This window comes from Blastococcus aggregatus, assembly GCF_900221005.1.
Lineage (GTDB): Bacteria > Actinomycetota > Actinomycetes > Mycobacteriales > Geodermatophilaceae > Blastococcus > Blastococcus aggregatus.
The window spans coordinates 317,373-332,676 of the sequence record NZ_OBQI01000004.1; the positions used below are offsets into that span (position 1 = coordinate 317,373).

The 15,304-nt window shown below is 72.2% G+C and carries 9 protein-coding genes; 4 read left to right on the top strand and 5 right to left on the bottom strand.

The window, feature by feature from the left end:
* Positions 1-403 precede the first annotated feature (403 nt).
* Together CRP29_RS14820 and CRP29_RS14825 are read left to right on the top strand one after the other, a co-directional pair.
* The gene (locus CRP29_RS14820) at positions 404-1,861 is read left to right on the top strand and encodes a DEAD/DEAH box helicase (RefSeq protein ID WP_176522983.1); all 1,458 of its coding nucleotides are present in this window, start codon (positions 404-406) and stop codon (positions 1,859-1,861) included.
* 372 nt (positions 1,862-2,233) lie between these two features.
* Positions 2,234-2,686 (top strand): exonuclease/endonuclease/phosphatase family protein, encoded by a 453-nt coding sequence (locus CRP29_RS14825; RefSeq protein ID WP_097195830.1) that lies wholly within the window; start codon positions 2,234-2,236, stop codon positions 2,684-2,686.
* Here CRP29_RS14825 and CRP29_RS14830 read toward each other — a convergent pair.
* The 3 genes from CRP29_RS14830 to CRP29_RS14840 form a co-directional block, all read right to left on the bottom strand.
* Positions 2,680-3,426, bottom strand: coding sequence for an enoyl-CoA hydratase/isomerase family protein (locus tag CRP29_RS14830; protein ID WP_097195831.1), 747 nt, complete (start codon positions 3,424-3,426; stop codon positions 2,680-2,682). The genes CRP29_RS14825 and CRP29_RS14830 overlap by 7 nt on opposite strands.
* Before the next feature lie 693 nt (positions 3,427-4,119).
* Positions 4,120-5,739, bottom strand: a complete 1,620-nt coding sequence (locus tag CRP29_RS14835; protein WP_141437143.1) for a DUF726 domain-containing protein — start codon at positions 5,737-5,739, stop codon at positions 4,120-4,122.
* A 238-nt stretch (positions 5,740-5,977) separates the two neighbouring features.
* Positions 5,978-6,889: a DUF4190 domain-containing protein gene (locus CRP29_RS14840; protein WP_097195832.1), complete on the bottom strand. Its 912-nt coding sequence runs from the start codon at positions 6,887-6,889 to the stop codon at positions 5,978-5,980.
* Positions 6,890-7,338: 449 nt separating this feature from the next.
* Here CRP29_RS14840 and CRP29_RS14845 point away from each other — a divergent pair, with 449 nt between their 5' ends.
* On the top strand, positions 7,339-8,580 hold the full coding sequence (locus CRP29_RS14845; RefSeq protein ID WP_097195833.1) for an MFS transporter: 1,242 nt from the start codon (positions 7,339-7,341) through the stop codon (positions 8,578-8,580).
* Positions 8,581-8,631: 51 nt separating this feature from the next.
* Here CRP29_RS14845 and CRP29_RS14850 read toward each other — a convergent pair whose 3' ends face one another.
* Both CRP29_RS14850 and CRP29_RS14855 read right to left on the bottom strand, forming a co-directional pair.
* On the bottom strand, positions 8,632-9,669 hold the full coding sequence (locus tag CRP29_RS14850) for a hypothetical protein (protein ID WP_097195834.1): 1,038 nt from the start codon (positions 9,667-9,669) through the stop codon (positions 8,632-8,634).
* Between the two features lie 85 nt (positions 9,670-9,754).
* The gene (locus CRP29_RS14855) at positions 9,755-10,498 is read right to left on the bottom strand and encodes a hypothetical protein (RefSeq protein WP_097195835.1); all 744 of its coding nucleotides are present in this window, start codon (positions 10,496-10,498) and stop codon (positions 9,755-9,757) included.
* Positions 10,499-10,732: 234 nt separating this feature from the next.
* Here CRP29_RS14855 and CRP29_RS14860 point away from each other — a divergent pair, with 234 nt between their 5' ends.
* Positions 10,733-15,247, top strand: coding sequence for a cation-translocating P-type ATPase (locus CRP29_RS14860; protein ID WP_097195836.1), 4,515 nt, complete (start codon positions 10,733-10,735; stop codon positions 15,245-15,247).
* The last annotated feature ends 57 nt before the right edge of the window (positions 15,248-15,304 follow it).

Below are 15,304 nucleotides of genomic sequence, written 5' to 3' on the forward strand. Positions count from 1 at the left end.
CCCTCGATCGGACCCTACACACGGGGACACCGTGAAGCCGCCGTGTCTCGACGTGCATAGCTCAGTGAGGCCATTGGGGCTGTCGAGGCGTGTCCCACGTCCGGCCGACGCGGCGGGCAGGCGCGCGAAGCGAGCGTCCGAAGGGGGCAGCGCACCTCCTCACTCGATCGGATCATGTCCTCCGGACGCGTCTCAGTTCTCCCCGACTCCCTCCCTGAGAGTGGACGCGTGACCTGGTGGAGATCTGCGCCCACGGAGTGGCCTGAGGGAACGCGACGCTATGCAGCGTGAGGTAGCCACAGACGCTCTCCGCCACCTACTGCTGGGCCGACCAGCTCAGGACAAGCGGCAGCTTCTGACGGGCCTACGTACGCAAGGCGTCCACGACTTGACCACGACAGATGTGAACAGCCTGCTCTATGGGCGGCGGGACCTGTTCGTCTCAGACGACGGAACACCGCCTCGTTGGCGCGTGATGAGTCAGCCGGGCATGCGCCCCCGGACGAAGGCCGGCGTCCAGCTGGTCCCCGAGACGCCTCGCTCCTATACCGGGCATGCCCCGAGAGCATGGCAATCGGAGGCGCTCGCTGCGTGGACGTCGCACGAGCGGCGTGGCGTCGTGGAGGCGGTGACTGGAACGGGGAAAACCACCGTCGGTGTCCTGGCCGCGGCCTCCGCCGTCGACGCTGGGGAAAAGGTGCTGGTGCTGGTCCCCGGTCGGGAGCTCCTCGATCAGTGGTACGAGGTGCTGCAACGAAATCTGCCGAGCATCCGGATTGGCCGTCTCGGGGACGGTAACGAGGACGCTCTGGCCCGCCACGAGGTCGTCGTCGCGACCGTCCAGTCGGCGAGTCGGTGGCAGGTCTTGCAACCAGATACGCCCGGTCTGCTCATCGCCGATGAGGTGCACCGCTACGGCGCCGAGACTTTCGCTCGAGCGCTGGAACCGGAGTTCGTCGCGCGACTTGGCCTGACTGCCACCTATGCCCGCGATGACGAGGGCCTCGCTCGACACCTCGACCCCTACTTCGGCGGTGTTGTCTATACCTGCGGATATGAGCGCGGCCTGGCCGACGGAGTCCTGGCTCGCTTTCGAGTCGGGCTACTTGGTGTCGACTTCGATTCGCAGGAGCGTGAGCTGTATGGCGAGTACAACGCGACAGCCCGGACTCTTCGCGGGCGACTCATCGCTACCCATGGGTGCCCCCCCGAGCCATTTGGAAGCTTCATGGCTGCAGTCGTCATGCTGAGCGAGGGGGGCCTTGGCGCCTTCCGACCAACGAAGGACGCCCGCGCCTACCTCAACGCCTTCAGCAAGCGTCGGCAGCTTCTAGCCGAGTGCCGGCGCAAGCACGAGGCACTTGCTGAACTGGCTCCCGTGTTGGCGGCAGCTGATCGCGGGCTCGTCTTCAGCGAAACCAAGGACAATGCCGACGCGGCGGCTCTATTGCTTAGCCAGCGCGGAGTCGCGGCGATGAGCTTCACCAGTTCCTTGCGGCCGTCAGAGCGCCGCGAGCGCATGGATCAGTTCAAGCAGGGCGAGGTCCGCGTGCTCGCAGCCCCTCGCGTCCTCGACGAGGGGATCGATGTCCCGCAGGCGGACGTCGGGGTCATCCTCGCAGCGAGCCGCAGCAAGAGACAGATGATCCAACGTATGGGCCGCGTCATCAGGCCCAAAGTCGACGGGCGCCCGGCCACGTTCATCGTCATGTACGTACGAGGGACTGCCGAGGATCCCGCGATGGGAGCCCACGAAGCCTTCCTCAGCCAGCTCGTGGAGGTAGCGGAGGAGACGACACACTTCCCGCGGCGCGCAACCGGCGCCGATCTGCTCGCTTGGCATCTACAGGGCAGGGCCTGAAGGGGGCACCGCGAGAAGGAGCGTTCGGTTCTGATCGCCTGAGGACACCTCTCCCCGTCCGGAGGGGTTGACCGTCCGAAGTTGGATGCTTCTGATCTCATGCTGCGGTGAAAATCGCCACCTGGAACTGCCGCGGAAAACTCGATACCAAGCTGCCACCCCTCTTAGAACTTGGCGTCGACATCGCCGTCTTGTGCGAAGCCAAGTCGCCGTCCGCGTGGCCCACGACACGAGACGGTCTGTCGGTGAGGGGATTGAGCAAGCCGATCCCAGGCGCCGGCTGGAGGGAGCTTGTCGTCGTCGCCAGCGAGCGAGCGATGGACGCTGTCACGCCATGAGGCCGCGGACACTGCTCCCGATTGGACGCTGCCCGTGCGCGTTAGTGGGCCCGCTTGCTTCACGATAGTTGGCATCCACACCGCCGCGTTCCCAGGATCGGGGGGCTACGAAGGAGAGATCGACCAAGCCATTGATTGGATACAAGACCTTTCCGACGTAGGGCCGATTCTTCTCGCTGGAGACTTCAACTCACCGATCAGTACCAGTCAGCGCCGGTACGACAAGGTCGCGCAGCGGCTCACAGACATGGGGCTGTGCGACGTCTACCAGACCGCGCGGGGACTCGAACGGGGCGAGGAGCCGACCGAGCCGACGTACTACCAAAGCCGACTCGGCGAGGTCCGCGGGTTCCATATCGACCACATCTGGTTGCCAGTTGAGTGGGCGGACGGCGCCGCGGTCCATGTTGGCGATCACGACACGTGGATAGCTTCTGGACTCAGCGACCACGCTCCGGTGGTCGCCGACGTCCACATCGGCTACTGAGCAGAGCGGCGCATCGACCACATCTGCGCCGGACGCTCGGACTGCATGGCGACGTCCCACGGGATAGCGCCGTTGACGACCTCCTTGCGGAAGTTGCCGACCGCCACTCGTGCCAGCTCGGGGTCAGCGGCCACCCGCTGGGCCAGTTCGATCGCCCGGTCCTCGACCGCGGCGTCCTCCAGCGACTCCCACGCCAGGCCGAGCTCCACGGCCTTGTCGCCGTTGATCTCCTCGCCGAACAGAGCCATCGCCGCGGCTGCCTCTCGGCCGATCAGGCGCGACAGGATCACGAAGTGGCCGCCGCCCGGGTGCATGCCGCGCTTGAGGAAGCCGGCCAGCAGCCGCACGTCCTTCGCGACGATGCGAAGGTCGGTCGCCAGCAGCATGTTCATGCCGGCTCCGACAGCCGAGCCGCGCACCGCGGACACAGTGGGCACCCGCACCTGCCCGAGCCGGTAGAAGGAGTCGTAGATCTTGCCCATGCCCTCGTAGGCGTCGGAAGCCGCCGGGTCCTTGCCGGCCGAGGTGAGCGTCGCGACATCCCCGCCTGCGCAGAACGACTTGCCGACACCGCGGATCACCAGCGCGCCGACCTCCGGCTTGGCGTCCACCTCGTCGAAGGTCGCGATCAGCTCGTCGGCCATTACGGGCGTCAGCGCGTTGCGCCGGTCCGGAGCGTTGAGCGTCACGATCGCGACGCCACCGTCCACCTCGAGCAGCACTTCACCGGATCCGGCCACGAGCCCACCTTCCTGCTGAGCGGACCGGCCCTGACGCCGGGTCCACCTTCCTGACAGGCATCAGACCACGGCCACATCTCCCTCGCAGACGCGGCTGCGCCTCCGCCTTGGAGGAGGACGGAACGGAAGCGCCGCGGGCGCGCGCGCGAGTCGGTCGGGAACCGGAGCAACACCCCGGCGTCCGTCCGCGGGAGAGCGCGTCTTCTTGCTCGCCAGCATTGACAGCGCCTCAGTGCCACGGTCGACGCCGGCCACGTCGGCGAGTCGTACGAAGTAGAGCAGGACGTCGGCGACGTTCTTCCCCGAGTCGCGCCCGCGAGTGCTCGTTCACGACTTCCCGCACAGCAGTCGTGTGGAGCGACTGCACCAGCCCTCCCTCACCCGGCCCGCCAGGGCAAGGGTCAGCGCGACTTGACGTCGAGGAACTGGCCCACGTCGCGCGCCTTGGTGAAGGCGCGCATGCGGGCGGTCGGGTCGGCCTCGTCTGTCACCCGTCGAGTACTGGTGCCGGGATACCGGGTCGAGCTCGGCAAGCGGAAGGACTGAGTCAATTCTCCGGGTCCGCCGGTCGCTAGGAACCCGGCATCCCCGCGATAGTGCCTCGCCCGACAGCCCTGCGGATGTGAGCCTCCATCAGGTCCTATGTGGGCAGTCTCGCGTGAGCCTGAGGCACCGGGATGCCGATGTTCGTTGTCAGGCCTGCAGCGTGACCTTCGAGACGTACGCCGAGTGCCCTGTGACCTGTCCGCTGACGTTCCGGTCCTTGAGTCGCGGTCGCGCTGACCCGAAGCCGGTCTCGCCCACCGCGACCTCGCCTAGCTCCGCGAGTTTGTAGACCCAGCGCAGCACCTGGTCGTTCGTTGACCAGTAGTTCCAGACCCTGTCTCGCACGGCTGCCTCGAGGCCGTGCCAGTGGCCTCTTCGTCCGACGGCGGCGCCGAGCAGGTGCATTGTCTGGATCCGCGGCGTCCCCGGGCGGGTAGCGAGAGTCAGCGCCGTGGTCACCATGACCCGCGCGCCGAGACTGTGGCCCATGAGCACGTAGGGCCCCTCTTGCGTCCGGGCGATCAACTCGGCCAGGGCGGCACCGGTCATGCCGGCCCGTGTCTTGGCAACCGTCCACGGGTTGGTCGCAGCGCCATGAATTCCGAGCACCCACCCGAGTCCCGGGAGCGCTGCGACCTTGCTGCCACGTCGAGCGCCCTGGAGCAGGGCCGCGCGGACAGCAGCCTTGCCACCGTTGGTCACCAGCAAGCCGGCGAGGTCCTTCAACTCCTTTGCGCCCCAGTGCACCTGGTAGACGGGAGCGTCCGGGTAGCGCGTGTCGATGAGGCGTCGCCAATCAGACCAGGCGGACTGCCCCTCAGTGAGGAAGCCCGTGGCGAACACCACGGGGGTCCCCGAGCCGGGACGCACCAGCTCGATCGCGAACGATCGGTCGTCTCCGGCGTACGCGGCCACGGTCGCGGCGCCGAGGGCTCCGCCCAGCGCTGTCCCTGTGGCGGTGACTACGGCTGTGCCTCCTGCCATGCCGAGGCCCCCGGCCGCCACCGCGCCACCACCGAGCATGGCCAGTCCGTGGCTGGTGGCGGCTGCGCCCGTGAGCGTCCCCCCGAAGACCGAGCCCCCGAGGGCCGCTCCGATGGCCGGGGCTGCGAAGAAGGCGAGGGGCGCGACGACGGCCGCGGCTCCGATCGTTCCGCCGGTCACTTTGGCGATGCGTTCCGCGTTGCGCACCTCGTGCTTCAGGAAGTCGCCGTAGTCGCCGAGGCTCGGGATGGGCGCGTGCAGCTTCTCGAACGAGGGGATTGCGTGGCGATGCTCGGCGCAGTACCCGAACCTGATCCGGGCCCGCGGCCTGATGACTGCGCGGTGCGAGCACCCAAGTACGCCGCAGTCGACCGTCGGTGTGCCGCACTCCTGGCACAGGTACGTTCTCTTGGGCCGATCCGAGCCTTGGACATGGCGATGCGCCGTCTCGCTGAAGCAGCCCGAGCACCACGCCCTGACCGTCCGCTCACCCAGCCTCACCACGAAGTCTGCAAGCGCGAGCGCGTCCTTGCGCTCCACGTCGGCCGCCTCCCGATGACCGGCTCTCTTCTCGGGGGATCGTGACCGCCGGAAGCCGAGTTCGTTTGCGGCGTATCCGAGCACCAGCGCCACCAGCGCCACGTTGTCCGCTAGCTCTGTACTGCCGAGCACCTCCGGATGAGCGTCGTCGGGGCCCGTCCCGCGGGCGACGAGCTCGTGGTGCCCGACATCCAGTCGGACCTCGAAGCCGCCGCTACGGGGCAGGTAGTTCAATTCATGCACGTCGGAGCCTCCAGCTCACGGAACTCTTTCACCAGCCACCGAGCAGATGTCGTGGTCGCTTGGCGGAGATTCGTGACCCACCGATCAGTCACGGTCAAAGCCGAGTGCAGCAGTCGCATCCGCATGGGACCTCACTCGTCACCCCACCCATGCCACCAGAAGCACCGCTCATGCCCTCGGCGGGAACCGGAGCGGCCCGTGTCCCCGGCCGGGACACGGGCCGCTCCCAAGAGCTGACTTACTGGATGGCCCAGGTGGCCGAGACGTCGTCGAAGGAGAAGCTCTCCGACACCTGCACCTGGCCACCGTCGATGGCGGTGGGTGGGACGTCCATGCATACCTGGAAGGACGCGGTGCCGCCGGCAAGGAGAGTCGGCACGTCGGAGACCTCGTTGGAGATCGACGCGTAGCAGCTGCTTGCGTCGTACTTCCTTGCGTCACTGCCCACGAACTCGGTGGTGAGGTCGAGCCAGGGGTCTCCGTCGTCCGTCCCGTTGTAGGTCACTGTCATATCTACGAGGACGTACTGCCCGGTCGGTGGGTCGTTGAACTGGTTCGCATCGGCGACGATCTCGTTGCCGTTGGCCGTGACGGAGTCGACGGTGACCGTGTACTCACTCAGCTGCCCTGACTGGCCGAGTGAGAGGACAGCTGCCTCATCCGCCTCAGCATCCTGGGCGGCATCCGCTGACGAAGGCAGGCCCGAAGCGGAATCCCTGATCTCGTCTGCCACGTCGTCGATGACGGAGCCATAGAAGGCCTGGGTGGCGAGGACCCCGGCGAAGGCGAGAACGGAAAGAATGACACTGGCCATCGCCATGCCGGAGCCGCTTCGCTTGCCACGGCGCGCCGAAACAAGCGCCGGGATGCCCAGCGCGAGCCCGACCACGGCAAGGACCGCAGCGAAGTTGTTCACGATCGGCACCCAGCACAGCAGGACCGCGATGATTGCCAGCACGAGTGCCGAGATGGCCAGACCAGAGCCCTTGCGGGCACCGGGGGGCTGCTGCCCGCCGTACTGGTAGTCGGGGCCGGGCGGCGGGCCGTACGGAGGCTGCCCCTGCCCGTAGTACTGCTGCGCCGCCGGCTGGCCAAACTGAGGCTCGTACCCGTGTTGCTGGTCCTGGGCGGGCTGATGCGGGTGGGACATTCACGCTCCTACGGCTGCTGGGCCGAGCGGATCGCCGGCGTCACGGGAAGTATCGAACCGCACGCGTTCCGCCTTGAGCCGAAGAAGACAGAGAGGTCAAAGAGGCGCATGGTGATCGGCCCGAACGAGGACCGAGGGGTCACCGGGTGCTGAACGACGCGGCGGCCCAGTCCCCCCTCGCGGCTCTCCGAGCGGGGCCGGAGCCCAGGTAGAACGAGCACATCGCACCGACTCGACCGGCACGCTCAGTAGCCGCATTCGGTCCGGCGGGCGTCCAGCTGCATCCCCGCTGACCGGCGCGCTTCCCACGCAGCAGTCGGCCTGTGAACACCCTGTCGAGTCTGCGGTGGATAGACTCTCGAGCGTTCCGCACGTCCCGTGCATCTACCTGCTGTCGGCTCCGCCGGCGGATCAAGGCGGCACGCCTGATCCGCAGATGCACAGAGGTCATGTCCTACGCAGGCTCGCGCGACCACGCGCTTCTCCGGCACGCCGGTCCCACGTACTTCCCGCTCGCCTTCATCGCGCGGCTGCCCTTCGCGATGATGGTCGTCGGCGTGCTGACCCTCGTGGTCGCCGAGCGCGGCTCGGTCACCCTCGGCGGGCTCAACTCCGCCGCCGCCGGCATAGGCACCGCCGTCGCCGGCCCGCTGCTGGGTGCGGCCGTCGACCGGTTCGGCCAACGACGGGTCCTGGTCCCGGTCGGGCTGCTCAACGCCGCGCTGCTCGGCTCGTTCCCCCTGGTGGTAGCCAGCAGCGCCGCGGACGCCGCCGTGCTCGCGCTGTCGGTCCTGATCGGCGCCACCGCACCGCAGGTCGCGCCACTGTCCCGCACCCGGCTGGTCGCCCTCATCCGGCGCCACATCGATAAGGACAGGCAGGAGAAGACGCTCAGCGGCACCATGGCCTACGAGTCCGCCGCCGACGAGACGGTCTTCATCATCGGCCCGTTCGTCGTCGGGCTCCTCGCCAGCGCCATCGCCCCCTGGGTGGCCATCACCGGCGCCGCAGCCATCACCTTCGTCTTCGTCACCGCGTTCGCCCTGCACCCCACCGGCCGGGTCGAGCCGGGCGCCGACAAGACAGCGGAACAACAGGCCCCGGTCCGCGAGCTGGCCCGACTCCCGCTCGTCACCGTCGTCGTCGGCACCCTCGGTGTCGGCATCTTCTTCGGCGCGACCCTCACCTCGCTCACCGGCTTCCTCGCCGCCGACGGCGACGGCGACCGCGCCGGACTGTTCTACGGCGTCATGGGCATCGGCTCGGCCGTGCTCGCGCTCGGGTCAGCCGCACTCCCCCAGCGGTTCACCCTGCGGGCGCGCTGGCTGACCTTCGGCACGCTGCTGCTCGCCGCCTCGATTGCTCTCGCCTTTGCACGGTCGGAGACCGACCTCGTCATCGCCCTGGCGATCCTCGGGCTCGGCGTCGGTCCGACGCTGGTCACGCTCTACAGTCTCGCCGCGCAGCTGAGCCCGACCGGCCGCTCGGCGACCACCATGACGATGCTCGGCTCCGCCATCGTCGTGGGTCAGGCGCTGGCGTCGGCGGTCACCGGTGCGGTCGTCGACCAGGCCGGCGCGAACGCCGGGCTCGTTGCCCCCGCCCTCGCGGCGGCCCTCGTGGTCGCCGCCGGCCTCGCGCACACGACGGCGCCGCAGCACGTCGAGGAGCGCGAGCTCCTAGCCGCCTGACGCGCCGATGGCCCGGCCACCCTCAGGTGGCCGGGCCCGTCGTTGAGCGGGTCAGCCGATCGCGGCGGCCCGGCGGCGGCCGAGCACGGTCAGGCCGAGGCCCAGCGCGAGCGCCAGCAGCCCGCCGAGCAGCGCCGGGGCGACCGGGCTGCCGGTGTAGGCGAGCGTCGAGCCGGTGCCGGCACCCTTCGTGCCGGCGCCGCCCTCAGCGCTCATCGACACCGGAGTGATGGCCGGAACCGCGCCGGAGAAGGCGCCCGGCTGACCGGACACCGGGGTTCCCGGCGTGCCGGGCACGGCAGGCGTCAGCGGCACGAGTGCCGCGGAGCACGTGGTGCTCGCCCCACCGAGGACGCCGACGCCGATCCCGCAGACGCTGACCGGCGCATCGACGTCGACGACCGGGTCCGTGCCGTCCGTCGAACCGCCCGAGCCGGACGCCGGAGCGGTGCAGGTCGCGCTCGCGTCGCCCAGAACACCCGCGGCGATGCCGCAGACGGTGACCGGTGCGTCCACGCCCACGACCGAAGCGGCGCCGTCCGAAGCACCACCCGTAGCAGGGGCGGCGCAGGTCGCGTCGGCGTCGCCCAGGACGCCGACGGCGGTGCCGCACACCAGCACCGGCACGTCGGCGTCGATCAGGGACGCGTCGTCAGCAGCGGCAGAAGCCGGAGCACCGGACGACCCACTGGCGGTGGCGTCGCCCAGGACGCCGATCGCGTTGCCGGTCACGGTCACCGGCACGTCGACGTCCACCGCCGAGCCGGAGCCCTCGCCGGCCGCCGGAGCAGCCGCGGGCTGGGCCGCGTCGACCCCGCCAGCGTCGGCGGCGTTGCCGCCGATGCTGATCGGCACGGTGATCGCCAGGCCGCCGAGGTCGACGCCCAGGGTGCCGTCGAGCGCCGGCAGGTCGATCTCGGCCGGGGTGGTGCCGGCGGTGCCCAGCACCGCCAGTGCGTTGTCGGTGACGGTGACCGGGACGGTCACCGCGACCGCGTTCTCGTCGGCGGACGCGAGGCCCGTGCCGGCGGTCAGCAGACCGCCGGTGATCAGGGCCGTCTGCAGCCCGCGCTTCATCCACACGTTCATGAGGGGTGTCCTTCTCTGACTGAGGGACCGGTCCGATCGGACCGGCTGTGTGGCCGCGGTCAGCGCAGGGCTGACCAGGGCGTCCTCAGTCGGGAGCGAAGGAAGGATCGAGCGCGCGGTCTGCTGCCGCGTCTCGTGCGCCGTCGGCCGCGGCGCCGAGCGCCACGAGGTCGACGCCGGTTACAGCAGGCGGCAGATCGGCCGCGTGCTGGTCAGGGGACGACGGCCCGGAGGCCATCGCCGGTGCCGGTGCGCCGGACGGCAGAGCCGGTCCGGGCACCGGCACGTTGCGCCCGCCGGGGACAGGGGCGGGAGCGTCGAGGGAAGCGCCGGTCATCTGCTCGACGGCGCCAGTACGGGTGTCCGAACCGGCCGTGGGAACGGAGACGGCGGCGGAGCCGCCGATCGGAACGAGCACGAGAGCGTCCAGGGCGGACGGGCTGTCGACGACGGTCGCGGCCGGCTCGGCGGGCACGGGCGCCAGGACGGCGACGGGCCGCAGCACCGGCGCGAGCGCCGGCCGCAGCGGAGCCACCACCGGGTCCACCACGGGCGAGAGCACCGGCGCCAGCGTCTGTGCGATCGGCACGACAGCCGCGTCGACGACGGGTTCCACGACCGGCGCGACCGCAGTGGTGACCGGAGCCAGCAGGCCGCCGGTCAGGTCCGCGATGCCCTGCACCGGAGCGGCCGGCGGAGGCACGTCAGCCGCGGCGGAGGAGGTCGCCGAGCCGGCCAGCCAGAGCCCGGCGGCGAGGCCGGACAGCAGCAGCGCGCGGTGGACGACAGGCGATCCCCACGGTCGGCGGAGGGCAGAGGTCATGTGCATGGCCGTCGCTCCTCCTCAACCGTCGGTGATCAGCGCATTACGACGAGTGAACGCCTGGGCATGGGCCGTCGCCAGCCGGATCGTGTCCCTCGATGGAGTGGCGGAGCCGAAACGGCCCTCACCGTCCGTCACCCCGACCGGCCGAACCGGCTGTCCACAACGGCGCCGACGGCCCTGCCGCGACGGCGCCGACGACGTACTGTTCGGAGTGACCGTCGTCACAACGGGGGTGCCATGGTCCTGCTCCGCCGGATCGCGTCGGCCGGCAGCGCCGCGCGCGGGGCGGCGCAGCTGGCCACCGACGTCGCGCGCCTGGCCGCCGGCACCGCCGTGCTCGCGGCCGCCGTCCCGGTGGTCGTCGGCGCCGGCCTGCTCGGGGAGACGGCGAGCCTCACGAAGAGCGCCGCCCGCGCCGGGGTGCACGGCTCGCTGCACCTGGCACGGGGCGCAGCGGTCCACACCACCAGGGCTGTCGGCACCCTGGTCACCGGCGCCGACCCGATCCCCGGCGGGCACCTGCACGACCTGGTCGACGCCGCGAAGGGCATGGTCGAGCCGCCGAGCGCCCGCCACACGAGGCGGGTCTACCGCGACCGCGACCACCTGCAGATCGAGCTGTCCGCCGACGACGAGACGCCCGGAGCGAAGCAGTCACTCCGCCGTCACCTCGAACGGCTCGAGGGCGTCCAGTGGGCGACGGTCAACGACGTCCTCGGCCGGGTGCTGGTGGCTGTCGACTCGCGGAGGGTCGGCGTCGAGGACGTCGTCGGCGTGGTCACCGAAGTCGAGCAGGCCCGCGGCGGCACCGGCGTCTTCCCTCAGCGCCCCGACCACCCCGCCGACCTCGAGCCGCTGCTGGCCGCCGTCGCGGCCGCCGCCGTCGACACCGCCGCCGTCGGGGTCGCGGCCCTCGGCAAGCTGCTGCCGATCCCCGCGCTCACCCGGCACGCCACCCTGCTCATGGCCCTGCTGGACACCCAGCACTGGCTCAAGGAGGCGGTCTCCGACCGCATCGGCCCGGTCGGCACCGAGCTCGCCTTCGAGGGCACCGGGGCGCTGCTGCACTCCCTGACCCAGAGCCCCACCGTGCCGGCTCTCAACGCCGCCGCCGCGATCGAGCGGGCCCTGGAGATCCGCGCCCGCCGCCAGGTCTGGCGCCGTCGCGAGCGCGAGCTCTGCCGCCCCGAACCCGACGACGGAACGACCGAGCCCGAGCAGCCGCCCGGACCGCGCCCCGGCGAGCTGCCGCGCGGCCCCGTCGAGACCTACCGCGCCCGCCTCGAGCCCACCGAGCTCGGTGCCGCCCTCGGGCTGCTCGCGCTGACCCGACGTCCCGGCCGCTCCGCCGACCTCCTCAAGGCGCTCACTCCGCGGGCCGCCACCTTCGGCCGCGAGTCGTTCGCCGCGGTGCTGGGGCTGCTGCTCGCCCGCCGCGACGTCCTCCCGCTCGACGGCTCGGCCTACCGCCGGCTCGACCGCGTCGACACCCTCGTGGTCGACGGCGCCGCGCTGTGCACCGGCCCACCGGTCGTCGTCGAGGCCACGGCGCAGGCCGACGGCTGGGACGACGCCCGCGTCTGGACGGCGGCCACCCAGCTCCTGGGCGGCGCCGGCGAGGACGGCGTCCGGCTGGGCCCCCCGCGAAGGACCGCCGTCGCTCCCGGCGGCGAGGTCCGCTCGCTGCTCCAGGGCCGCCGGCGGATGGGCACCGTCACCGTCGCCCCCGAGCTCGACCCGTACGCCGAGGCGCTGCTCAGCACCGCGACCGACGCCGGCCTGCGGCTGGTCCTGACCCCGCACGTGGGCGCCGGCGACATCGCCGGCCTGGCCGACGACGTCTCCCCCACCGACCAGACGCTCGTCGACACGGTCCGGCGCCTCCAGGACGACGGGCGCGGCGTCCTGCTCGTCTCCGCGGTCGACGGCCCCGCCCTGCTGGCCGCCGACGTCGCGGTGGCGCCGGTCCTCGAGGGCCGGGCCCCCGCCTGGGGCGCCGACCTGGTGACGTCGTCCGGGCTCGCCGACGCCTGCCGCATCGTCGCCGCGGCCGGTGCGGCGAGGACGTTCAGCCGCCGCGCGGCGGGTGCCGCGCTCACCGGCAACGTCCTCGGCGGGCTGCTCGCCGCGGTGGGCAGCCCGCTGTACGGCCAGCGCCGCGCCACGACACCGGGCAAGTGGGCCACCGCCACGACGATGACGACCGGCGCCTGGACCGCCGCCCGGACCGTCCGTCGCCCCGTGCCGGCGCCCACCGTGCACACCCCCTGGCACGCACTGGAGCCCGACGACGTCCTGCGCCGGCTGGCCGACCTGCCCGCCGCGGGCGAGCAGCGCACCAGCCGCACGGACGCGGTCATCAGCACCGTCCGCGCCCACCCGGTCGTGCACGGTCCCACCCGGTTCGCCCGCACGGTCACCGCCGAGCTCGCCGACCCGCTCACCCCGGTCCTCGCCACCGGGGCGGCCGCGACCGCCGTCCTGGGCGATGCCACCGACGCGATCCTGGTCGGCAGCGTCACGGTCATCAACGCACTCGTCAGCGGCCTGCAGCGACTGCGCGCCGAGACCGTGCTGGAGAGCCTGCTGCTCGAGCAGGACAGCCCCGTGCGCCGCGAGACCGACCGCGGCTCCGAGGAGGTGCCCGCGTCCGCCGTCCGGGTCGGGGACGTCGTCCTCGTCGAGGCCGGCGACGTGCTCACCGCGGACGCCCGGCTGCTCGAGGTCGACAACCTGGAGGTCGACGAGTCCGGGCTCACCGGCGAGTCGCTGTCGGTCGCCAAGTCGCTGCCCGCGACGCCGGGCGCCGAGGTCGCCGACCGCGCCTGCATGCTCTTCGACGGCACCACGGTCGTCGCCGGTCGCGGCCGGGCCGTCGTGGTCGCCGTCGGCTCGGCGACCCAGGCCGGTCGCGCCGCACGGGCCGCCGGAGGCGCCGCCCCACCGGTCGGCGTGCAGGCGCGGCTGGGCGAGCTCACCCGCTCCGTCCTGCCGCTCACCCTCGCCGGCGGCGGGGTGGTCGCCCTGCTCGGCGTGCTGTGGGGCCGGCCGCTGCGCGAGTCGGTGGCCTCCGGGGTGGCGATAGCGGTCGCCGCCGTCCCGGAGGGCCTGCCCCTGGTGGCCACCGTCGCCCAGCAGGCCGCGGCTCGCCGGCTGTCCCGGCGCGGCGCGGTGGTGCGCAGCGCACGCGTGCTCGAGGCGCTCGGCCGGGTGGACACCGTCTGCTTCGACAAGACCGGCACCCTCACCGAGAACCGGCTGCGGGTCACCCGGCGCCTCCCCGACGGGGAGACGGACGAGGACGAGCTGCTCAAGCTCGCGGCGGCCGGCATGGGCAACGGGGGCGACGGCGCGCACGAGACCGACCGCGCCGTCCTGGAGGCGGCCGGGGACGCGTGGGACGGCGCCCCCGACGCGAGCCTCGCCTTCGCCGCCGGCCGCGGCTTCTCCGTCGCCGTCCGCGACGGGCACCTGGTGGTCAAGGGCGCGCCGGAGGTGGTGCTCCGCCGCTGTGCCGACGCCCCGGACGTGCGCGACCGGGTGCGGGAGCTGGCCGGCACCGGGCTACGGGTGCTGGCCGTCGCCGACCGCGCGGTCGATGCCGTGCCCGACGACCTGGACGAGGCGGCCGGGGAGCTGGCCTACCGCGGGCTGATCGGCCTGGCCGACACGCTGCGCGAGTCGTCGGTGCGCGCCGTCGAGCAGCTGCGAGCAGCCGGCGTCCGGGTGGTCGTGGCCACGGGTGACCACCCCGAGACCGCCGCCGCGATCGCCGCCGAGGCCGGCATCCCCGACGCCGACCGCGTGGTCACCGGCACCCAGCTGGCCCGGGCCTCGGACACCGAGCGGGCGCGCCTGGTCGCCGAGACCGCCGTGTTCGCCCGGCTCTCCCCCGAGCAGAAGGTCACCCTGGTGGCCGCGCTCCGCCGCGCCGGAGCGACGCTGGCCATGACCGGCGACGGCGTGAACGACGCCGCGGCGATCCGGCTGGCCGACGTCGGCGTCGGGGTCGAGGGCGCGGAGTCACCGGCCGCGCGCACCGCGGCCGACCTGGTGCTCACCGACCTCGACCTCAGCCGCCTGGTCGACGCGATCGCGGAAGGCCGGGCCATGTGGTCGCGGGTCCGGGACGCGGTGTCCATCCTGGTCGGCGGCAACGCGGGCGAGGTGGCGTTCACCGTGCTCGGCACGGCCGTCGGCGGCCGCTCGCCGCTGGGCACCCGGCAGCTCCTGCTGGTCAACCTGCTCACCGACATGTTCCCGGCGCTCGCCGTCGCCGTGGCCGCGCCGCGGCACGTCGCCGACGACGAGGACGACGGCCCGCTGGCCGGGCACCCGCTGGCCGCCGTGCTGCGCGCCGGCCCGCACCGCGGCTTCACCGATGCGGTCCGGCGCATGGTCGTCGTCCGCGGTGCGGCGACCGCAGCAGGCGCCACGGGGGCGTGGGCCATCGGCAAGGCCACCCCGGTGTTCCCCGGCCGCGCGGGCACGATGGGTCTGGCCGCGCTGATCGCCACCCAGCTGGCGCAGACGGCGTGGATGGGCCGGCGCAGCCCGCTGGTGCTGGGAACCGTCGCCGGCTCGCTCGCCGTCCTCGTCGCGATCGTGCAGACCCCCGGGTTGAGCCGGTTCTTCGGCTGCACGCCGCTCGACCCGCTGTCGTGGGCCGTGGTCCTCGGCTCGGCGCTCGTCGGCGCCGCGGGGGCCGAGGTGGTGCCCCGGCTGGTGGCGCGCGGCCGCACCACCACCTGAAGCGCCGGATCCCGCTGTTCTCGTGGCCGGGCGGCCTCCCCCCGACGAGGGAGGCGC